Origin of the sequence: Solibacillus sp. FSL R7-0682 (genome assembly GCF_038005985.1) — a bacterium.
Lineage (GTDB): Bacteria > Bacillota > Bacilli > Bacillales_A > Planococcaceae > Solibacillus.
Genome location: NZ_JBBOUI010000001.1, coordinates 2,296,670 through 2,318,636 on the forward strand (window position 1 = coordinate 2,296,670; position 21,967 = coordinate 2,318,636).

At 35.4% G+C, this 21,967-nt stretch carries 23 protein-coding genes; 6 read left to right on the top strand and 17 right to left on the bottom strand.

Going from position 1 to position 21,967, the window contains the following annotated elements; all coding sequences use genetic code 11:
* Positions 1-203: 203 nt before the first annotated feature.
* The 3 genes from MKZ17_RS11700 (at position 204) to MKZ17_RS11710 (ending at position 1,415) form a co-directional block, all read left to right on the top strand.
* Positions 204-527 carry a DUF378 domain-containing protein gene (locus MKZ17_RS11700; protein WP_340723910.1) on the top strand — a complete coding sequence of 108 codons (324 nt, stop codon included), beginning with the start codon at positions 204-206 and terminating at the stop codon, positions 525-527.
* 230 nt (positions 528-757) lie between these two features.
* A complete protein-coding gene (locus tag MKZ17_RS11705; protein WP_340723911.1) occupies positions 758-1,057 on the top strand; it encodes a gamma-type small acid-soluble spore protein in 300 nt (99 codons plus the stop codon).
* A 181-nt stretch (positions 1,058-1,238) separates the two neighbouring features.
* Entirely contained in the window at positions 1,239-1,415 is a 177-nt protein-coding gene (locus tag MKZ17_RS11710; protein WP_340723912.1) for an asparagine synthase, read from the top strand.
* A gap of 57 nt (positions 1,416-1,472) precedes the next feature.
* Here the strand turns inward: MKZ17_RS11710 and MKZ17_RS11715 are convergent, their stop codons facing one another.
* A complete protein-coding gene (locus MKZ17_RS11715; RefSeq protein WP_340723913.1) occupies positions 1,473-2,159 on the bottom strand; it encodes a DUF421 domain-containing protein in 687 nt (228 codons plus the stop codon).
* A gap of 311 nt (positions 2,160-2,470) precedes the next feature.
* Here MKZ17_RS11715 and MKZ17_RS11720 point away from each other — a divergent pair, with 311 nt between their 5' ends.
* Complete coding sequence (locus MKZ17_RS11720; RefSeq protein ID WP_340723914.1) at positions 2,471-2,806, top strand: L,D-transpeptidase; 336 nt, start codon at positions 2,471-2,473, stop codon at positions 2,804-2,806.
* 306 nt (positions 2,807-3,112) lie between these two features.
* On the opposite strand, the gene MKZ17_RS11725 is transcribed toward MKZ17_RS11720, so the two are convergent.
* The gene (locus MKZ17_RS11725; protein WP_340723915.1) at positions 3,113-3,526 is read right to left on the bottom strand and encodes a molecular chaperone; all 414 of its coding nucleotides are present in this window, start codon (positions 3,524-3,526) and stop codon (positions 3,113-3,115) included.
* A gap of 245 nt (positions 3,527-3,771) precedes the next feature.
* Complete coding sequence (locus MKZ17_RS11730; protein ID WP_340723916.1) at positions 3,772-4,365, bottom strand: YpjP family protein; 594 nt, start codon at positions 4,363-4,365, stop codon at positions 3,772-3,774.
* Positions 4,366-5,072: 707 nt separating this feature from the next.
* Here MKZ17_RS11730 and MKZ17_RS11735 point away from each other — a divergent pair.
* Positions 5,073-6,131 carry a nucleoid-associated protein gene (locus tag MKZ17_RS11735; RefSeq protein ID WP_340723917.1) on the top strand — a complete coding sequence of 353 codons (1,059 nt, stop codon included), beginning with the start codon at positions 5,073-5,075 and terminating at the stop codon, positions 6,129-6,131.
* A gap of 47 nt (positions 6,132-6,178) precedes the next feature.
* Here the strand turns inward: MKZ17_RS11735 and MKZ17_RS11740 are convergent, their stop codons facing one another.
* The 9 genes from MKZ17_RS11740 to MKZ17_RS11780 all read right to left on the bottom strand — a co-directional run bounded on the left by MKZ17_RS11740 (position 6,179) and on the right by MKZ17_RS11780 (position 16,597).
* Positions 6,179-7,978, bottom strand: a complete 1,800-nt coding sequence (locus MKZ17_RS11740) for a M3 family oligoendopeptidase (protein ID WP_445326912.1) — start codon at positions 7,976-7,978, stop codon at positions 6,179-6,181.
* Between the two features lie 138 nt (positions 7,979-8,116).
* Entirely contained in the window at positions 8,117-9,565 is a 1,449-nt protein-coding gene (gene cls, locus MKZ17_RS11745; RefSeq protein WP_340723918.1) for a cardiolipin synthase, read from the bottom strand.
* A 90-nt stretch (positions 9,566-9,655) separates the two neighbouring features.
* Positions 9,656-10,714 carry a ribosome small subunit-dependent GTPase A gene (rsgA, locus tag MKZ17_RS11750; protein WP_340723919.1) on the bottom strand — a complete coding sequence of 353 codons (1,059 nt, stop codon included), beginning with the start codon at positions 10,712-10,714 and terminating at the stop codon, positions 9,656-9,658.
* A gap of 309 nt (positions 10,715-11,023) precedes the next feature.
* Entirely contained in the window at positions 11,024-11,755 is a 732-nt protein-coding gene (locus tag MKZ17_RS11755; protein ID WP_340723920.1) for an alpha/beta hydrolase, read from the bottom strand.
* A 9-nt stretch (positions 11,756-11,764) separates the two neighbouring features.
* Entirely contained in the window at positions 11,765-12,553 is a 789-nt protein-coding gene (locus tag MKZ17_RS11760; protein WP_340723921.1) for an ABC transporter ATP-binding protein, read from the bottom strand.
* Between the two features lie 6 nt (positions 12,554-12,559).
* Positions 12,560-13,588, bottom strand: a complete 1,029-nt coding sequence (locus MKZ17_RS11765; protein ID WP_340723922.1) for a FecCD family ABC transporter permease — start codon at positions 13,586-13,588, stop codon at positions 12,560-12,562.
* On the bottom strand, positions 13,578-14,588 hold the full coding sequence (locus MKZ17_RS11770) for a FecCD family ABC transporter permease (protein WP_340723923.1): 1,011 nt from the start codon (positions 14,586-14,588) through the stop codon (positions 13,578-13,580). The genes MKZ17_RS11765 and MKZ17_RS11770 overlap by 11 nt, the downstream gene beginning before the upstream one ends.
* Positions 14,589-14,670: 82 nt before the next feature.
* Positions 14,671-15,675 carry an ABC transporter substrate-binding protein gene (locus MKZ17_RS11775; protein WP_445326950.1) on the bottom strand — a complete coding sequence of 335 codons (1,005 nt, stop codon included), beginning with the start codon at positions 15,673-15,675 and terminating at the stop codon, positions 14,671-14,673.
* 124 nt (positions 15,676-15,799) lie between these two features.
* The gene (locus MKZ17_RS11780; RefSeq protein WP_340723925.1) at positions 15,800-16,597 is read right to left on the bottom strand and encodes an AraC family transcriptional regulator; all 798 of its coding nucleotides are present in this window, start codon (positions 16,595-16,597) and stop codon (positions 15,800-15,802) included.
* 340 nt (positions 16,598-16,937) lie between these two features.
* Between MKZ17_RS11780 and MKZ17_RS11785 the strand changes: the two genes are divergently transcribed.
* Complete coding sequence (locus tag MKZ17_RS11785; RefSeq protein WP_340723926.1) at positions 16,938-17,279, top strand: GlpM family protein; 342 nt, start codon at positions 16,938-16,940, stop codon at positions 17,277-17,279.
* Between the two features lie 38 nt (positions 17,280-17,317).
* On the opposite strand, the gene MKZ17_RS11790 is transcribed toward MKZ17_RS11785, so the two are convergent.
* The 5 genes from MKZ17_RS11790 to MKZ17_RS11810 form a co-directional block, all read right to left on the bottom strand.
* Positions 17,318-18,784 carry a hypothetical protein gene (locus MKZ17_RS11790; RefSeq protein WP_340723927.1) on the bottom strand — a complete coding sequence of 489 codons (1,467 nt, stop codon included), beginning with the start codon at positions 18,782-18,784 and terminating at the stop codon, positions 17,318-17,320.
* Positions 18,771-19,304 carry a sigma-70 family RNA polymerase sigma factor gene (locus MKZ17_RS11795; protein WP_340723928.1) on the bottom strand — a complete coding sequence of 178 codons (534 nt, stop codon included), beginning with the start codon at positions 19,302-19,304 and terminating at the stop codon, positions 18,771-18,773. The genes MKZ17_RS11790 and MKZ17_RS11795 overlap by 14 nt, the downstream gene beginning before the upstream one ends.
* A 113-nt stretch (positions 19,305-19,417) precedes the next feature.
* Positions 19,418-20,236 carry a MetQ/NlpA family ABC transporter substrate-binding protein gene (locus MKZ17_RS11800; protein WP_340723929.1) on the bottom strand — a complete coding sequence of 273 codons (819 nt, stop codon included), beginning with the start codon at positions 20,234-20,236 and terminating at the stop codon, positions 19,418-19,420.
* A 12-nt stretch (positions 20,237-20,248) separates the two neighbouring features.
* The gene (locus MKZ17_RS11805; RefSeq protein ID WP_340723930.1) at positions 20,249-20,917 is read right to left on the bottom strand and encodes a methionine ABC transporter permease; all 669 of its coding nucleotides are present in this window, start codon (positions 20,915-20,917) and stop codon (positions 20,249-20,251) included.
* On the bottom strand, positions 20,910-21,920 hold the full coding sequence (locus tag MKZ17_RS11810) for a methionine ABC transporter ATP-binding protein (protein WP_340723931.1): 1,011 nt from the start codon (positions 21,918-21,920) through the stop codon (positions 20,910-20,912). Before MKZ17_RS11810 ends, MKZ17_RS11805 begins: the two co-directional genes overlap by 8 nt.
* Between the last annotated feature and the right edge of the window lie 47 nt (positions 21,921-21,967).

Genomic DNA, 21,967 nt, shown 5'->3' on the forward strand with positions numbered 1-21,967 from the left:
GATTAAATTGGATATGAACTTGGATTGGAATTTGTAATTTAATTCACTATTTTGTCCATATCTGTGTTCAAAGATAATTTTTACACATCACTTCATATGACGAATAAATAAATGTTTTCTGTAAAAAATAAGAGCAGATATTGATTCGAGCTTCTTTCGTATGTAAGGAGCATCGTATCTAAAAATGAAGGAGATGTGACACGATGGGAATATTATATAGAATTGCCTTAGTTCTCGTAATTATTGGTGCACTAAACTGGGGACTAATTGGTTTTTTCAGGTTTGATTTAGTGGCTTCTATATTCGGTGGTCAAACAGCTGGGTTATCTAGAATAGTTTATGCACTTGTTGGAATTGCAGGATTGATTTCTATACCAATCCTAATGAAACCACTAACGAATGATGAGGATATTGCTTTCTCTTCAGATTCAAGAGTAAACAACAATCCGAATTATAGTATGGAAGCGGGAAGAGAAGAAGATTTCTCAGATTTGGAAAAACCAAGAAACAACAATAACAAAAAATAACAAGCTAACTGACGTACTTTTTAAGTTCGTCAGTTTTATTTATGTTGAAATAAATTGTGGCTATACACATAAAAATTGTAGAAAACCTTTATCGATTAAGTATAGAAGCGCTTAGTTCCAAACTGCTCTTAAAAGTTAAAGAAATAAAAAAGATTATTTTAAAAAAGATTAAGCTTTTTACCGAATAATAAAACCTCCGCTGTACAGACTAAATTCAGGAGGTGAAATACGTGCCAAACAAAAAAAACAATAACCTAAAACCAAAACAAAAAATGAATGCGGAATTTGGAATGGAGACAGATGTTAGCCAAGTTAAACAACAAAACCAACAAGCTGAAGCTAAAAAGCAACAAGCTTCTGGTGCATTCGCTAACAATCCTTACCAACCAAGCTCTAGCGCTATGAACGCTGAATTTGGGATGGAGACGAATGTCAACCAAGTTAAGCAACAAAACCAACAAGCTGAAGCTAAAAAGCAACAAACTTCTGGTTTATTTGCTAAAAACCGTAACCAAAACAATAACAAATAACTTGATTATATCCCCAACCGGCATTCTTTTTTGCCGGTTTTTTATACACCTTATTGTAGTATTAACTTTATTCAGTAAATAACTTAATTGGTAAAACATTTCTGAAGTATAGCATCATCTTTATTAGCAAATAGTAATAGTGGTGTGATAACACCAAAAAACTACGATGGAGGGATTTTTTATGAACAAAATTCGTGAAGGTTTAATCCCAACAATTCTAGGGTCTGCTGTTACTATGACTGGAATAGCATTAAAGCAAAAAAATAACCCTAATAACATGATTGCACATACTGTATTTGGATTCGGTTTAGCGCACATCTTGTTGGGTGCAATTGACCTAGTAGAACATCGTCGTTAGTAATTGGAGAGCACATTATTGTGCTCTTCTTTTGTGTACTATTCGATCCCTATTTCTTTAAAATTTTTGTATAAATAAACTTCCATCCGATAAAATTTCAGCATAAAACACTTCTTCTATACGTTTTATTTTTTCCTTGTGTAATTCGCTAATTAACCAATCTGTAGTTTTACCAACTTCTAATAAATTTCTAGGTAATAATTTTCCATCCGTAATAATTTCTATTGGTAAATAATTAGGGGGTGGTGGAAATATTTTTAAATCGCCTTTTTGTGTTTCTTGGTATTCAGGCTTTTTAAGAATACTAAGTCTTCCATTTGGTTCTAAAATAGCATAATCTACTTCTGATATTGAAAAAATTTGATATTGTCTAATCATCATCGTTAAATCATCGATATTAACACCAGTTCTTTTTAATGCTTTTCTGTCTATCATACCCTGTTTTATAATAATTGTAGGTTGACCATCAAGGATAACTCTAATTTTTCCAGACTTGAGACTTATAAAACTAAGAATTGTAGTAAGTAAACACCAAATTACTAGGCTGAGTAAATCCTTTTTATAATCATTTGTACTAAGAACAACCATATTCGCAGCCATAGAGCCTATTGTTATTCCTGTGACGTAGTTAAAAAAGGTAAGATGGCTTAATTGTTTTTTCCCTAAAAAACGTGTAAGAGTTAGCAGGACAAAAAAAGTTAAAATTGTTTCGAGGGCTATCTGTAAGTAGCTAATATCTTTCATTTTCACACTCCTGTCTCTAATATAAGAATGGTCAAATAGAAAATAAATTAGTCAATGAAGCACAATCTCAAAATGATTGAGATGCGGTGGCATTCTACCTTAAAATCTTCTCCAGTGTAAATTCTACTGCTATGTAGTTCTTGTTAATTCCTACAGCAACTTACCCCTTTTATCGTACACAAACAAATAAAATGAGGATTGTCACTACAATCCCCATTAAATCGTTCTCTACAATTATTGCTCAATCGAATTTTGTTTTTTAACAAGTGCCTGAGTAACCTCATACAATATCAAAAACGAGGTGGATCTTCATGGTAATATGGATTGACGTATCTACATTAAAACATCAATTAATGCTTATGGATAACAACAGACTTATAAAAGCTTACCCAATTGCGATTGGCAAAATATTGACCCCAACACCTACTGGCATTTATACGATTATTAATAAACAATCCGATCCACCCGATCCATTTGGAGTACTTTGGATGGGATTATCAAAACCTCATTACGGTATACACGGAACAAATAACCCATCTTCAATCGGTAAAAATCGCTCGCATGGATGTATTAGGATGTTTAATCAGGATGTTCTTGAATTATCATCTAGAGTCCCACTTGGTACCTTAGTATCTATTCACAATTAATTCCTTAATTTTCCTAAAATGGCATAATAGCGAATTTAGCTATCTAATTTAATTGTTTTTCGTAAAATACCAACTAGTGCTTACTTTGGTATCCAGTCCATGAAGTGCTGCTATCATATGTACAATTAATTTGTATTCTTTACTTTCTTTTGAATCATACATGAAAACCTAAATTTATCACTAAAGTCTGCTGCCATAACTTGATATAATCCTATGATATATACGCCTGTTTTCTTGGCCATTTCATTCCCTAACAACAACAACTTTCACGTCTAACTAGCAAGACGTATCGCACTATCCGTCATCTTACGTTGTTAATTGGGATTCCTTTTCTCCCAACAACTGCTCATAAGCCTCTTCAAATTCACGACAAAACATTTCTTTAACATCCAATTGTTTAAAAAACGGAACAACCTTGCAGCTTTTATTCAGCACTTTATGAATGGCTAATTGTACCTCTTCGTGAGCTACGATTCCAAATAAAGCTTCTCGTTTAATCTCACCTGTCGTATATATTGATTGGTCCTCGTAAACGACGAAATCTATGTAGCGGGCAACATTAAGGAAGCTGCCTCCATGTGTCATTCCAATTTGTAATGGATCCCTTAAAGAAATGATCTTATCTTTAAATCCAAACTGCATGCCTCCAGCTGGAATATAAATAATTTTATGTTTATCTGTCTCTACAATTTGATCAACTTTTAAGAATTCAAGTTTCATATCTTTACTCCTCCTATACATCTACCCTATACCCTTTTTTCACATTTTTTTATATAGTCGTTTATATTTTTTTCAATTTGCGCTCGAGTCCTTCCATGCGCTTCCTTTAAATATGCAAGTTTAAAAGCTTTGAAAATGTATAAATTAATAAATTCCTTCGATTCATAAATTTGTTTAATTTGGAGTACTTCTGTTTCAACCAACAAAAAAAACACTCGTAAATGAATACGAGTGTTCCCCTCTTTTTATGACAACCACTTAGGTGGCGTGTTTTTGCTCCAATAAATTTCGCCAAGATTGTAATGCTTTGCGAAGTTGTCCTCAAATGTGTGGAAGTGGAAGTTGTAGTAATAGCCATCAAATGGTCGATTTTCTGTACGTACGTGGAAGCGAATCACGTCTTTTTTCGATTCAGTATTTACAATGTGGAAAATCTTTTCTGCATACTCCCCACTAGGCTTTTCCGTAATAGCTAATGAACGGATTTGTTCATCCCCTATACGATTTACTGTTGTCGCAATGGCTTCTTCAATTTTAGGAAAAATATTTGTTTCAAATTCATCTTCGATTACTGGCCCAACACGTGTGCCAAACTTCATATAGGACTGCTCTTTAGCTGCAGCCACAAATGATTCGATTGTTGGCTGCTCACTTTCGGCAATAAGTATTTCATCTAACTGATATGCTTCTGTAATATGATTTTGATCGGGACGCTCTAGTATAGATTTTGCATTGCGGTCCTCATCAAAATTGGCCCAAATTTCATGATTTGGTGTAATTAGTCCAAAAGTTAATAATGCGACTGATACCATAATTGATTTATGTAGCCACTTTTTCAAAAATACCACCTACTTCATTTATGTATATTTTTTTAACAAGCTCTCATAATTAAGTACGATTAACAGAAGAAAAGGTTTCATCTTTATTTGTTTCATTGTACAATAAATAGGAAGAAATTGTAGGTTATTAAAGGAGGTTATTCAATGAACACTTCAATCGTACTTGGCCTTGGTTTACTATTAATGCTTGGTTACATGACTTCTCTTTGCTTCACGGACTAATATTATTTTTATGCTATTGCCATCTAGTTTTGCTAGATGGTTATTATTTTGACTTTTATAGTACATATCTATTTTAATTGAAATTGGACAAGGGGTGCCTTCAATGAAGAAGGCACCCCTTTAGTATTTAATAGATAGTTTTATAAATAAATGAAAGTCTCAACCCGATCACCCGGGGAATTTTTATCTTATTAGAAGCATGTACTTCTGTTTTAACCGCGGTAAAATTCCACTAATCTTTTCTAACTTAAGCAACATAGTCCCTACCTGCTACTATGTCCTTGCAGCCCTTTAGCTTGCGCCAGTGTGAATAAGTATCCTTAAAAACACTAGCAGAATGCCAATTTATCTATAGCACTACCTAAAATAGCACTTCTAAAGTATAGCATATACGTTCGCTTTTGTAAAATCGATAGTACATGTGCAAAAAATTCCCCTTTCCGTTATAATCGAATAATTGAACAGATGTAAAGGAGCTTTATACAATGACGAACGAATTAGAAACATCTTTAGCCATTCAAATGAAGCGAATGGCTGTGACGCTATTAGATATGCAGCAAAGCCGTTTCGTATCAGCTAATAAAACAATGGACTTATCTGCCCTTGAACAACAAGTTTATAGTGAATTTTTTGAGCAATATATCGACGCCACATTTAATAGTCCAAAATCTGTTGCCTGTAAATTTTTAGACAGAGACAATGACATTTTGACGAAAATGAATCGTTACATAGAATATCCAGATGATGTCCATTTTTTATCGTTAGCAAATGAATTGTCCAATAAACTCTATCAAGTGATGCAAACTGTTTCTAATAGTAATGGTTCAGTTTTTGTTGCTCATATTGAACTCATTGGTGAAGCTTATATTATGCTATTAAAGCTAGATCCAAAGGATGCTGTACAAATTGATTTAGAAACGCTCGATTTAAAAACTATTGAAAATATATTGCCAGATGCATCAAGTCGTGTTCAAAAATGTGCACTCATCCGGATGAATTATAATCCACTTGAAGAAAATGTATATGTTCTCGACAAGCAGTCGGACGGAGAGCCGGCAAAATTCTTTATGGAAACATTCCTTCAGGCAACACCGATTGCAAGTGATAAAAAGAAAACGAAAATGCTAATGAAGGAATTGTATGAAACAATTCAACCAACCATCTCTGAAGAACAAACACCGCGCTTACAAAAGGCAATTGATACGGAATTTGAAAATGGTAAGTATATTGAGCTTGAAGCGTCTGTACACAATATTTATGATGCCATTGCTCCACAAGTTAATCGGGACGATTTTATTGCACAAGGATCAAAATTGTTTATTGATGAATTTACGAATCGAAATCCTGAATTCACACCAAATTTTGAAGTGAAGCGCGATGATTTACACGTCTTATATAAAGCAGAAAATAATGAAATTGTATTTAAATACGACAAGCGATTAGACAATATTGATGTACATCATGACCAAGTAAATGGCACATATACGATTACGATTCGTGATGCAGATTCAGTTGGCTTTAAATTAGTAAAGAAAAATCTATAAAATGCAAAGACGACTGTGTAGAAAAGCTTCACAGTCGTCTTAATTTGTTATTTAGACGTTAACGCGATAAATTCCTCTACGTCTTTTTCACATAATGCGATGCCTTTTAACCAGAAGTCTTGCTTCGTAATATCTTCTCCTAAATGCTTCATCGCTAAATCTTCCACTGTCATAATGGCTGTGTCACGAAGTAATGCCATATATTTCTCTTCGAAACCTTTCCCTTCTTCTTTTGCCTTCGCATAAATACTTAATGAGAAAAGGTAACCAAATGTATACGGGAAGTTATAGAATGGTACACCTGTAATGTAGAAGTGCATTTTTGATGCCCAGAAATGAGGATGGGTTTCACCTAAGCCACCAGCATGTGCTTCAATTTGGGCTTCTTCCATTAGTTCGTTTAAGCGCTTCGTTGAAACAATCCCCTTTTTACGTTCCTCATAGAAGCGTGTTTCAAATAGATAGCGAGCATGAATATTCATGAAAAATGCCACAGAACGTTGAATTTTGTCTTCCAATAATGCAATTTTTTCTTGTTCGTTCGTTGCTTCTTCCACTGCTGCATCTGCCACAATCATTTCTGCAAATGTAGAAGCTGTTTCTGCCACATTCATCGCATAACGACGATTTAATGGATGTACCGGACGCAAAGCATACGAATGGAACGCATGTCCTAGCTCATGTGCTAATGTTGATACATTTGACATTGAGCCTGAATATGTCATGAAAATACGTGATTGTTCTGATAATGGCATACCCGTACAGAAACCACCCGGACGTTTATTATCACGATCCTCTGCTTCAATCCATCCGTCTTCAAATGCTGTACGTGCAAAGCTTTCCATTTCAGATCCGAAACGACCGAAATGCTTTAAAATAAACTCCGCGCCTTCTTGATAGCTCATCGTCGCTGTTGAATCTGTTACGGGTGCATCAAAGTCAAACCAGTCTAATTTTTCTGTTCCTAACATGTTTGCTTTATGTGTTAAATAGCTAGCAAATGTTGCTTTACGAGAAGTAATCGCACCCCACATTGCATCGATTGTTTCTTGCTTCATACGGTTAATTTGAAGTGGCTCTTTCGTTACCGATTCCCACCCGCGTTTTTTGTATACCGCTAAACGGAAGCCCGCTAAATGGTTTAATGTTTTAGCGAAAAACTCTTCACGGTCTGTAAATACCTTTTCTAAAGCTTCAAATGCTGCTTTACGTACTTTTCGATCCGCATGAGAGCTTAAGTTATTCGCTTGTCCAACAGAAAGTAATTTTTTCTCACCATCGACTTCCACTTCTACTTTAATATCGCCGATTAACATGCTATAAAGCTGGCCCCAAGAGCTGTAACCATCAACGCCTAATGCAGAAATAAGTGCTTCCTCTTCTTCTGATAACGACTCTTTTGATTTTTCACGCCATTCCGTTAAAATGAACGAAAATGGGTTAAGCTCTGTTGTTTCAAGTAAGCTATTAAAAGTAGCTTGGTCAATTTTTCCTAACTTTTGATTAAAGCTTTCGATAATTGGTGACAAAGTAGCAGCGATCCCTGAAAGTTGCCCCTGTAGTAATAATGCTTCACGGTCAGTCGTGTCTTGAGAAGTTAAACAAGAAAGTACCGCACCCGCTTGTGAAATATGCATCAAAGTCTCTTTAATATTTTCTAAAATTGACGCTATTTCTAATGCTGCTTCATTGGAAGTTGGAATGTCAAACTGATCCACCTTCTCCTTTAATACATCAAATTTTGGAGCTAAATTCTCAATATGCTCTTTTAATTGAGGTGATGCACTTCCTCCAGGGAAAAATACATCTAAATCCCATACTTCTGGGTATTTTACGTTAGACACCATTTCCATTCCTCGCTTTCAGAATAATCATTCCATTCTATTTTACTAAACTATTCAGAAAAATGCTCGAAAATATTTCGACATTTGAAATAAAAAATGGCTACCTTCAAAAATATGAACGGTAGCCTAAAAAATATAATATTATAAAATCGGTGAAAGTAATCGAGAGACTGCCTCCCGTATTTTTGTCCAATTACTACGCTGTGCGTAGCGTTCTTCCGTCATTTCAAAGCTTTCTTGTTGATCTAACTCAAACAGCTCTCGACATTGAATCGCAATTGCTTCCTCAAAAACAATTGCATTTATTTCAAAGTTTAAACTAAAGCTACGTACATCAATATTTGCTGTACCAATCATTGCCAACTCATCATCGACAACCATCATTTTTGAGTGTAAAAATCCCTTTTCGTAACGGAATACACGTCCACCATAGGAAAGTAAATCTCCTCCGTAAGCAGAATTTGCACCAAAAACAAATGGATGGTCCGTTTTTGCCGGTGTCATAATCCGGACATCCACACCCGATGATGCAGCAATTTGAATTGCATGTAAAAATGGTTCATCGGGTACAAAATAAGGAGATTGTATATAAACATATTTTTTGGCACTTAAAATCATTCGAATATAGCTGTTTTTAATGGATTCGGTATCGGTATCAGGTCCGCTCGATACAATCTGTACTGGAATTACAGGCTCGATTTCAAATGAAGGGAAATATTTTTCCTCATCAGAATTGAATGCGTCGCTTCGTGCTTGATGCCAATCAAATAAAAAATGCGCTTGCATGCTATAGACCGAATTTCCTTCAATTCGTAAATGGGTATCACGCCAATATCCAAAATTTTCGTCTAAACAGGCATATTCATTTCCGACGTTAAAGCCTCCGATATAACCAATTTGCCCATCGATAATAACTAATTTCCGATGATTTCGGAAATTAATACGTGGATTCAGTAATGTAAAATAAGATGAGAAAAACGCCTCGACTTGTCCCCCAGCATCAATTAGTTCTTTTAAATGTTTTTTTTGTAATTTACGTGAGCCGAGATCATCGTAAATCATTTTCACTTCGACACCTTCACGTGCCTTTTTCACAAGTGCATTGTATATACTTCGACCGACATCATCCATTTTGTAAATATAATATTGAATATGAATATGATGCTGTGCCCTTTCGATATCTTCTATAACCGATTTAAATTTTTCCTTTCCTTCAGTAAGGATCTTTACATCATTTTTTGAGCTTAGTAAAGCGTGATTATAATCAACATTCATTTGAATTAAAGCGGCGTGCTTTTTTGAAATCGCATTTGGAAACGCAAATCTCCCCTCATGTAAAAGCGTTTGTTGCTCACGGAAAATTTCTGCTGTTTCCTCTTGGTTGACCGTCATCCAACGTACAAAATGTTTCGTTTGTAAATTACGACCGATTAATAAGTATAAAATGAAGCCGACAATCGGTAAGAAAAATAAGACGAATAACCAAGCCCATGTAGAAGAAGCGCTTTTTCGACTAAAAAAGATAACAACTAAAGCAAAAATTATGTTTAATATGTATAAAGTAATCGTCATAAACCCCGTAAATGTCAATACGCTCACCTCCCTTTAAATAAATCATAAAAAGACTATACGAAAGGTTACATTTTTCCGTATAGTCAATCTTTATCTATCTCTTTAATTTTATCTCAGTTTCTTTTGTTGCTTTGATATTTGCTTCCACTTTCTTTTTTCGGCTAATTGAGCATCTGTATTTGCCTTTTTTTCAATATAGGCAAGCTCTTTTTGCAACTTTATATAACTCTTAAAGCGTGCACGCTCAAGTACGCCTTCATCAATCGACTTCAAAACCGCACAGCCAGGCTCATTTTTATGGGTACAGTCACGGAAACGACATGCTTGTGCTAATTGTTCAATATCTGAGAAACTCGCACTTAAGCTATCCCCTTGATCCCAAAGCTGCAATTCGCGCATTCCTGGTGTATCGATTAAGCATGCACCGGATGGTAAAAGTACAAGCTCTCGATGGGTTGTTGTATGACGCCCTTTAGCATCGTCTTCTCTAATGTTCGAAACTTTCATTTGATCATTTTGAAGTAGTGCATTTGTTAAAGTGGATTTTCCAGCACCTGACGAGCCAAGTAATGCTGCAGTTACTCCTTCTGTTAACATCTCGTTCAAATTCTCAATGCCTTCACCTGTCAAAGCACTTACAACAATGATATCCACACCAAAAGCGATTGATTCTACTTCTTGGACAAAAGTTGTAACATCGTCACATAAATCTGCTTTCGTTAAAATAATGACTGGTTTTGCACCAGAATCCCATGCAGCAACTAAATATCTTTCTAAACGGCGTAAATTAAAATCCGCATTTAAACTCATTACGAGCAGCACTATATCAACATTCGCTGCAACAATTTGTTCATCAATTTCCAATCCTGCCATTTTACGTGTAAACTTTGATTTTCGCTCAAACAGATGATGAATGATCGCCCGTTCTTCTCCAGGCATTTGTTCGATTAACACAAAGTCACCTACTGCAGGATAATCTTTTCTTGAGAATGCATGGAAAGCAAAATTACCAGATACGGTTCCAAGCATTTCACCGTTTTCTGTTACGACACGGTACGAATGCTTATGCTCTAATGTAATACGTCCCGGAATTTTAGAAGAGGGAACAGATAATTTCTCTAATTGTGTTTCAAAAAAAGTTGTAAAACCTAATGTTTTCATTTTCAATGGGGTTGCCTCCTAATGGCTGAATAATTTTAATTTTTGTTTTTAGGCAACAAAAAAACCTCATAATAAGCAATTCAGCTCATCATAAGGTTACATCCGCACAATTAAGAAGCATGTTCGTATTTAAAAATACGGACACATCAGGCGAGTAAATGATGACAAACTGAATTGCATTAAACCAATCTCATTTACATTTGTCATAATTCATCACCTTCTCTCTTATTTTGGTTAACTATACCAAAATGCTCAGTAATTTGTCAATATGCTTCTAATATTTTTTATTTCCAAAAATAGTATACTTTATTCATTTTATTCACTTTTTAAAAAACGTAAGACGCGACTCATCGTAGTTGGGATTACAGAGGCATGATTTTCTTGTTCAGCAATATAAAATTCACTGTCAATTCCTTTTTCTTTGCCTATAAAATAAAACTTTTGTGCATCATCTACCATATCTCCTTCACCCCCACCTACTGAAATATAGAGGGGTGCTATGTAATTTCCTCGTGCATTCCGTAAGGTTGTAAATAGTTCATACTCATTCCACCAAATTGAAGGGCTAAGTGCAACGTATTTCGAAAAGCTACCAGGATGCTTTAAATAACTCCACAGTACGAACAACCCTCCCAAAGAATGACCATATAAGGAGATTTTATCGTGATTAACATGATATTTTTCTGACATCATCGGGATAACTTGCATCAATATAAATTGCATAAGCTTTTCTGCACCTCCAGCCGGCATCGGTTCCATTTCTCTTCCACGTCTTATTGGAAATTTATATTCGAGTGCAGGTGCTGTAAAATCAAAAAATCGTTGTTTTGGAATATCACTTTCTTGATGACCTATACCTACAATTATGGCAGGCTCAACTCCAGTTTTTGCACGGTTACGTAATTGATTCGTTACAGTTTCATACATCAATCTAGCATAGCGCGTTCCATCTAATACGAGTACAACAGAAAACCCTTCAGTGGGTGGCGCCTCATCAGGTACGAACACATCAATAATATAGTCATAATCATTTATAGTTGATTTCATAAGCTTCACCTATTTCATTAAATTATATGAAAAGCATACAGGAACATCATGTTCATAATCATAAATAATTTTTGCATCAATTTGAAAAACGTCTTTCAATATATCACAAGTCATGAGCTCCTTTGGTGTTCCTGTATGTAGTACTTTGCCTTCTCGCATCGTGATAAGTTCATGCGAAAAGCGTGCAGCATGGTTTAAATCATGCAAAACCATGATAATCGTACAGCCAAAGTTTTTGTTCAGTTGCTCGACAATTTCAAGCACCTCAAGCTGATGTGCCATATCTAAATAGGTCGTTGGCTCATCTAAAAGTAAAATATCTGTTTCCTGGGCTAATGCCATTGCTAGCCACACACGCTGTCGTTGTCCCCCTGAAAGTGCAGCAATTTCTCTGTCTCTAAATTCGTCAGTTTGTGTTACTTCCATTGCCCAATTTATTTTTTTTTGATCTTCTTTCGTTAATCGGCCTACATTTTTACGATGCGGATAACGGCCATATGCAATTAATTCCTGCACCTTTAATTGACCTGGTGCAGATGGGGCTTGTGCTAAAAGTGCAAGCTTCTTCGCAATATCCTTTGTGGACATTGTATTCATATTTTCCTGCTGTAAAAAAATCTCTCCGCGTTCTTTTTTTAAAATGCGGCCAATTGTTTTTAAAAATGTCGACTTGCCACACCCATTCGGCCCGATAATTGTTGTTATTTTCCCTTTTTTTATCGATACATTTAGATCCTCAATGATTCGTACTTGCTCATAGCCAGTCGTTAAATCTTTTACTTCAAAAACATGTGTCATACTTACTCACCCTTTCGCCTTCACAAGTAAATATAAAAAATACGGAATGCCGACTAGTGATACGACAATACCGACCGATAATTCAACCGGTGAAAACACGTTTTTTGCAATATAATCGGAAAACACTAGAAGGATTGCTCCTACAAATAAACTTACTGGCATGACATAACGATGATGAATTCCAACTAGTTGACGGGCAATATGAGGGGCCATCAATCCGATAAAGCCGATACTGCCTGACACAGAAACACAAGCGCTCACTAAACCTACACTTGCTAAAAGCAGCTTTATTTTTTCCTTTTCAAGAGAGATCCCTAGACTAACAATCGTCTCTTCCTCTAATTGGAAATAATCGAGAATATAGGCTTTTCGGTAAATATATACGCCCAAAACTATAAGCCAAGGGAGCATCGAGGCAACGAAATACCAATTTGAATTGTAAATTGATCCGTTCATCCAAATCGCCGCTGATTGGTAATCACTTTCATCCATTTTTAATGACCAAAACAATGTCAATGCACTAAAACCTGTATTAATCGCTATCCCTGTTAAAATAAGCTTTTGCATATCCATACGTCCATATTTGTACGACATTACTAAAATAATCGAGGCAGCAAGCGCACCCCCTACAAAGCCAAAAATAGGAACAATTAAAATCTTCACAATACTATTAATTTCGACACCTATCAGTTCGACTTGGAAGAAGAACATAAAAATAACAATTGCACACCCAGCACCTGCATTAATACCAATAATTCCTGGATCGGCAAGAGCATTTTTTGTAATCCCCTGTAAGACAACCCCGGCCATCGCAAGCCCCATCCCGACTAAAGCAGCTGTTACAATACGCGGTAATCGAAAATCAAATATTACAAGATCAAAATTATCTGTTGATTCGATTCGTAATAAGGTTTTAAATACTTCTGATGTTGTCAAAGGAAAGGCACCACTTGTTAAATGTAGGTACATCGATATAAGTAGCATCAAGAACATAATCGTTAATGTAATAATTAGTTTTGATTTTTTAAGCGGCATATTTTTCACCGCCCTTACTACGAATTAAATATAAGAAGAATGGTACGCCAATTATTGCAGTCACTACTCCAATCGGTGTCTCGAATGGAAAATTTACATAGCGACTCATTAAATCACACACGGATAAGAAAAAGGCACCAAACACTGCTGAGCAAGGAATTATCATACGATAATCTACCCCCATTAACATACGAATAATATGAGGGACTACAAGTCCAACAAATGCAATTTTTCCAACTAATGCAACCGCTGTACCTGTTAATATCGCTACGGATAGCATACTTAATACTTTAACTACGCGCGTTTTTTGCCCTAAGCTTACGGCCACATCTTCACCTAGTGCAGTAATTGTGACAGCACCTGATAGAGCGATAGCAAGTAGTAGCCCTACAAGTCCAATTGGCGCACAAAGTAACACTAAATCCATATTGACCATATGTACTTTTGAGTTATACCACATCGTTATTGTTTGTGAAATTTGATGATACATCGCAATCGCTGTACCAAAACTACTTAAAAATGTTCCAATAACCGTACCGATAATTGCTAACCTTACAGGTGATAAACCATTTTTAATAACAGAGGCAAAACCGAAAACTAATGCCCCCCCAAATAAAGATCCCAACATTGAAATTAATACTAATTTAAAGCTTGAAATCCCGGGTAAAAATACGAAAGCCATTGTAATGAAAAAAGCTGACCCATCCGTAACCCCCATAATAGAAGGAGATGCTAAAAAATTTCGGGTGATTCCTTGCATAATGGCACCAGCTGCTGCTAAAAAGGCACCAACTAGAAGTACCGCTATAGCTCTCGGAATACGACCAGATAAAATAATTTGATGATTGGCATTGCTCTCATCAAATCTAAATATTGCATCAATAATCTCAGAAAATTGAATTGCTTTCGTACCAAATGAAACTGAAATGAAAAATACCGCTACAATTAAAAAAGGCATAATGATAGAAAACAATAAAATGTGCTGGTTCGAGCCTTTCAACGTGTGATCCCCCCTTTACATGTGTTCGTAAAAATTACATTTAAAAAGCCGGCAAGAAATGTCTTACCAGCTTTTCACATCATTATTTCGCTACATTTTCATTAAATGCATTTAAGAAATTAATTTTTGACCAAGCTGTACCACCTTGAGCTAGTGGGTCAATGATATTTACATAGACTTGATTTTCTTTTGCTGCTGTTACACTGTTGAAAATTGGATTATCCAAAACTTCTTTTAATATTTCAGGCGTGTCCGTATTTTCGTCTTCAGAGAATTGTAAAAGAATCACATCTGGATTCCATTCTGCTAAAGTTTCATAAGTAATTTTCGTTTCAGTTTTTGCTTTTAAAGCGGCTAAGCCGGCGGGAACTTGTAAACCTAAATCTTCATATAATGATGGATTGAAATATACTGCCTCAGGATATACAGCTAGTCCTCCACGTACGCGAATTAATAACACATCTTTGCCTTTTAATTCACTAGTAGCAATTGATTCTTTCGCTGATTGTAATGCAGACTCATAATTAGCAATCGCTTCTTTCGCCTCTGCTTCTTTACCAGCTAATTGACCTAATAGAGCTAGGTTTTCTTTCCAATTTGTCGAAATGTGTGAGTAAGGGAATGTTGTTGCTACTTTATTGAAATTAGCCATTTTTGTTTCATCGAATTTACTTGAACTTACAATAACATCGGGATCAAGAGCTAACATTGCTTCTGTACTAGGTTCTCTTTTACTACCTACAACCGTTGCACCTGCTAATTCTTTTTCTAAGTATTTTGGAATTGAACTACCATCAGCTGAAATAACACCTACTGGTTTTATACCTAATACTACTGAATCTTCCATTGATTCTAAGCTTGCAGCGATTATTTTATCGATTTTAACTGGTACTTCATAAGTTTGACCTAAATAATCAATCGTTTTCGTTGCGTTTTCATTTGCTGCTTCCGTTTTTGCTCCATCCGTTGAAGCCTCTTCTGTTTGCGTAGCGGAAGATGTTTTTACTTCCTCTTCGTCTGCATTACAAGCTGCAAGCATTAACGATAATGCTGCAACACTTAAAATCGCTTGATATCTTTTCACAATAAATACCTCCTGTATAATTGAAAATGATTCTCGTTATCGTTTTATTACAATAACGATACTATCAAACAGGAAATTTGAAGTAAATAGAGTTTTTTACAATAAAAATGGATTTTTGCTCATTTTGTTAAAATTGTTTTCGATACTCTGAAGGTGTAAGCTCGTATTGTTTTTTGAATACTCTACAAAAATAAAAACCATCTTGGTAGCCAACCATCTCTGCAATTTCTTTTATCGGTATCGTCGTCGTACGTAAAATTTCCTTAGATTGCTTTAAACGTATTTCTGTTAAAAACTGAATTGGAGACATCCCCATCTGCTTATCAAATAAATAGGATAATCTTCTTCGCTCACACCCTACTTCTTCCGCTATTTCTGCAATAGAAATAGGCTGTGGATAATTTTCCGTCATAAATGCGATGGCATGATCTACGACATTACTTGTTGTTTGCATTTTTGCGCAAACAAGCATTGTTTCTACGAATTTTAAAAATAGGGATTTACACTTAAGCTTATTTAAATCACCAGGGATTTTTTCAAAATAAAGGAGTTGTTGAACAAAATAATCGAGCCGATTTGATTCTCCAGTTTCAATTAAAAAATGACAATTGCCAAACTGAATATCGCTTTCTAATGTTTTATAATGAAATACAACATATTTCCACGGTTCTATACTCGTTGCTTTAATTCCAATGTGCATTGTTGGGCCTGCATGTAAAATACAACCTTTATGTAAAGAGTACGTCGTACCATTTAATGAAAAATCAGCACTGCCTGAAAGCGTAATGACTAGTCCACTATAATGGGCTGCAGTAGTGCGATTCGTATCATGAATACCTGGTACCAAATTTGTTACAAATAAATCCGCAAATTGGATGGATGCTTCAGCAAAATATTTAATTATATCATTCAGTTGAATGTTCATCGTTTTCCTCACTTTTAATCAATACTCGTAACTCGATAATGATAATCATTTTCATTAAGGTTAAAACATTCTTTTCTATAAATCAAGTAGCGAAAAACTAATATTCACTAGCTTCGGAATAATGTAGCTAGTGAATATTAGTGTAGTGTAGCCAATGTGTAATTTTTGTAGATAGGAGATTTGCAGTATCGAAATGGAAAAATGCCATGCATGTTTTTCTGTTATAAAGGGATAAAATTCTTCCTTTACACGAAATTTTCTAATAATTTATAATGTTATTGAAAGTATTTTGATAGTTGTCTATAGTGAATGTATTTAAGGGGAATTGAGGGAATTATTCGTGTTTTATGTCATCCAGTTTATTATCGGGGGGACTGTTATGCTGCTTGCCGCGTGGCTTAGTCGCTCCAACCTGCATTTTTTATCAGGCGTTATTACATTGCTGCCTATTTTAACTTTGTTCAATATGCACCTTCAAATGAAGAGCATGACAGAGGAAACCTTTCATCTCGTTCAACAAAATGCGATTTTCGGTGCTCTCGGTATGGTGTTATTTACAGCACTTGTTTTTTATTTCACTACCTTATGGAAACCCGGACAAGCAGTATTAACTGCACTCGCTATTTATATTATCTTTATGGCAGTAGGTAAACCAATTGTGACAATGATCCAACAAGCATAAAAAATACGATGTCACTACTCGTGAGTGACATCGCTTTTTTATTCCCTAATAATAAGTGTAAAGTAATTCTCGTGGACTGCTAGCGATACTATTTTTCCTTGCTTTTCGTAGGTTACACTTTGACCTTCCTGCTCAATTTTTTTCCAGCCTTGTTTTTTTATTATGAGCTGATAGGTAATCGGAATTGAAGTCCCACGTGATGGTTCCCAGTAATAATCATTTGCTAATGGGCTATCTTTATTTAGGATAGCTGCCTTTGGGATCGGAAAATTTTCTACATCTTCAACCATAATAAATCTATGATCTAAAGCATTATACAATGAAACACAAAATGCAAAGATCCAGACTATTCCTATGAAGCCTATCAACCATTTTTTAAATGCTCGTTTCTGAAGTAAAATGACAATTAATCCGAATAAAATACTAATCGGAAAGCTTAAAATAAGCATTCCTATTCCAGCAAAACCATCTTTATAAAGGATACCGATACTAAAAGAAAATAGCCATGAAACAATCGGTGCCATAAATAATATCCAGACAAAGCTCCAAACGATTCGATTGACCTTTTTACTTCGGTTTTTCGTAAGCCAATGGAACAATAAAAACGATAATACTAATAAGAAAATACTAATTAATATTGCTTTTCCACCACTATTCAACCAATTATCCTCGATTAATTGTTGTTCTAAATTTAACGTCTTTACTTCATTATTTAATATAAATTCCTTTACAAAATCATCTACTTCATTAAAATTAATGTTTTCATTTGGACTATAGCCAATGTGATAAATAATGCCATTATGATACGTATAAAACTCATTTGCTTGTGAGTTCGTAATATTGATAGCTTCATCTATATCATCATAATGATAATATGAAAAAACGAGCGAGCTATCTGTCGTAATGATTTGACGGAAAAGCGTTGTCGAAGCATCTAGTCTTTCTGCCTCCACTTTATTTCCTACTGTATCAACATCAACAGTTAGCAATTCTTCATTTGCTACAGGATTCATAAATGAAGGTGCCATCGAAATATTTAAAAAGCCCCCTTTGGATTTAAAATGAAATTGGAGCTCGGTGAAAAACCCATCGTTGACCGCAATTACTTCACCCTCTTCAGCTTGAAATGGCTCCGGTAATTGTGGAAATTGAATTGCATTGGCTTCAATAAATCGCTTTAATGACACAGGTTTAAAATAATACAAATTACGAATATGTTGCATGTCATATTCTTTAAAATATTCGCTATAGGCGACGCCTTTTCCATCAATTTCATGAAACACATTTAATAATGTAGCTTCTTTCCCATGATTTCTCTCGGTTTGTTGTGGGGGCATTTGATTCATAACAAATACACAGACTGCAATTGTAACGATCGCAATCAGCATCGGTATATGAAGCGTTCGTTTTCTTTTTGGCTGCTTTATATGTTGTTGAACATTTTTATAAATGTTTTGCTCATGTGGCAAGGTATTTCGAAGTTCCTTTAACTTAAATCGAGTCATTCAGTAATACCTCCCATTCGACATTCTCGAGTCTTCCTTTTAATTCATTTCGAGCTTTAACAAGTCTTGATTTCACCGTATTTTCATTCAGCTGTAAAAATTCAGCTACCTGCTTCACACTATAGCCTTCTAAATAATAGTAGACGATGACCTCTCGAAGTTTTAATGGGAGGCTTAAAACTGCTTTACTTATGACTGCTTTACTTATGACTGCTTCCTCATCACACTTTATTAAGGGGTCTATATGATTGGCTTTATGAAATTTCAACCACTTTTCCTGAAAAAGTAACTTTTGATAATGCCAGCTTTTCAAATAATCCTTTGCTTTATTAATGGTCATTTTTGTTAAATATTTTGTTGCTTCAATTTCTTTCATCTCTAGCTGCTTCTCATAAAATTTAATGAACACATCCTGCACAATATCTTCAGCTGTATGTAAATTTTTTGTATAATAATAAGCAATCCGAAAAAGTGCTGCAGTATGCTTTTTCATGAGCGTATCCAATTGCTGTTCATCCATTGCTTTCGCTCCCCTCTACTTATATAACGACAGTAACATAGGTGAGGTTGAATAAATGCAAAAAAACCATCTGATTAGAAAAGAATCTAATCAAATGGTCAAACATATTTTATTTAACGATTACTCATCCAGCTTGGTTTGCCAAAACCTTCAAATTCCTCATCAATTTTCTTTTCAAACTGCTCAGATTCAACAATTTCTATTAAGTCCTTAGCAAGCTGGGAATCTTTATTATCTGCCTTTACCGCTACAACATTACGGTATTGATCAGGCATATCTTCTAAAAATAGTGCATCCGTTAATTTTAACCCGGCTGCGAGAGCAAAATTCCCTGGTACAGAAGAAATATCTACACTATCAATTTGACGTGGTAAAGAAGCCGCTTCTACAGGATGAAATACTAAGTTTAAATCATTTTTCACGATATCCTTTTCTGATGCTTTTAGTTCTTCTACGTCTGGACTAATTTCAATTAGTCCTTGTTTTGCTAATGTACTAAGTGTACGCGCAGCATTGGACGGATCATTTGGAATGGCAACAGTTGCTCCTTCCTTAATATCTTCTACGTTAGATAATGAGTTAGAGAAGAATCCCATTGGTGCAGTTGGTACAATTATTAATGCTTCTAAATCCATATTGTTTTGCTGCTCAAAGTTTTCTAAGTAAATGGTGTGCTGGAACAAGTTCGCATCAATGTCCCCATTGTCTAATGCAACGTTTGGTTGAACATAATCACTAAATTCAACTAATTCAACTGAGTAGCCCTTTTCCTCCAATTGCGGAATTATTATCTTCTTTAACATATCACTATACGGTCCAGCAGTTGCTCCAAGCTTAATTTCCTTATCGTCTGTGGCGCTATCATTTCCTCCACATGCTGCTAAAAAGAGAGCAGTTAAAAGGGATAGCAATAAAATCGTTAACTTCTTCATGAATAAAACTCCTTATCTTTTATCTACTTTTCTTGCTATTAAATCGCCACTTATTTGAATAAGTGCAACGAGTATAACTAAAATAGCTACTGTCGAAATCATAATCGTATTATCATAACGATAATAGCCAAAGCGAATGGCTAAATCCCCAATTCCACCACCGCCAACAACTCCTGCCATGGCAGAGTAAGCAACTAAGCTTATAATTGTTAAGGTCACACCTTGTATTATGCTAGAACGTGCTTCCGGTAATAGAACATCCTTAATAATCATCCACGGTGATGCTCCAACTGCAATCGTTGCCTCAATAATCCCTGGATCAATTTCACGCATCGATGTCTGTACAATTCGCGCAAAAAATGGAATAGCGGCAATAGATAACGACACACTTGCAGCAATTGGTCCAATCGTACTTCCAACGAGTAGCTTTGTTAATGGGAACAGTGCAACAAGTAAAATGATGTAGGGAATAGAGCGAACAAGATTAATGCTAAAGCCAAAGACACTATGTATAAATCGATTTCCCCAAAACATTCCCTTCTCCGTCACGAACAACAATACACCTAATGGCAAACCGATTAGTAAGGATGCTGCAGTTGAAATACTTATCATGAGCAATGTTTCTCTAAACGATTTTCCGATATCTGGTATCATAGAAACAAAATGGGCTACATCAAACATGTTGAAGCACCTCCACAACGGTACCGCGCGCTAATAAATATTTTTTTGCGTCTTCTACTATTTGTTTTTCACCTAGTAGTTCCATAATAAAAATGCCAAGCGGTTTGTCCTGAATATATTCAATTGTCCCGTGCAAGAAGTTCCCTCGAATCGAAAATTGCTGAAGCATATCCGATATAATCCCCTCTCCGGCAATATCTCCTTTAAAAATGATTTGGATAATTTCACCTTGGACATCTTGTAAAATAGCCGGAGGAATATGAAATGAGACAACACTTTGAATAAACTCTTGCGTTAAAGCTTGTTTTGGGCTCGCAAATATGTCATATACTTCCCCTTCTTCCACAATACGACCATCCTGCATTATTGCCATCCGATTGCAAATCTCCTTTACAACGTCCATTTCATGGGTAATGAGAACAATTGTAATACCTAATCGCTCGTTAATTTCCTTCAGTAACTTTAAAATCGACAGCGTTGTTTTTGGGTCCAGTGCACTTGTCGCTTCATCGCATAATAAAACAGAAGGGTTATTCGCAAGGGCACGGGCGATACCAACACGTTGCTTTTGCCCACCTGATAATTGGCTTGGATATACGTCTCGCTTATCGGATAAACCAACCATTTTGAGTAACTCATCGATTCGTTGATCCATTTTGTTTGCTGGATAATGCGAAGCCTTCAAAGCAAATCGAATATTTTCAGCAATCGTTTTTTGATTGATTAAATAAAAGTGTTGAAAAATCATGCCAATTTTAAGCCTTGCCTGTCTTAATTCACTACTCGACAAGTCTATTAAATTTTGCCCATCAACAATGATCTCTCCAGTAGTAGGCTTTTCTAATAAATTGATACAGCGGAGTAATGAGCTTTTCCCTGCACCTGAATAGCCAACAATGCCAAAGATATCCCCTTTCTTAATAGTAAGCGACACATTATCGACACCAACTACTTGGCGTTTCTTTATTTCATAAATTTTAGACAATTTTCGTACTTCAATCATTTAAACCTCCAAAACATAGCTGAATAGTAAGAATAGATTTAATACTA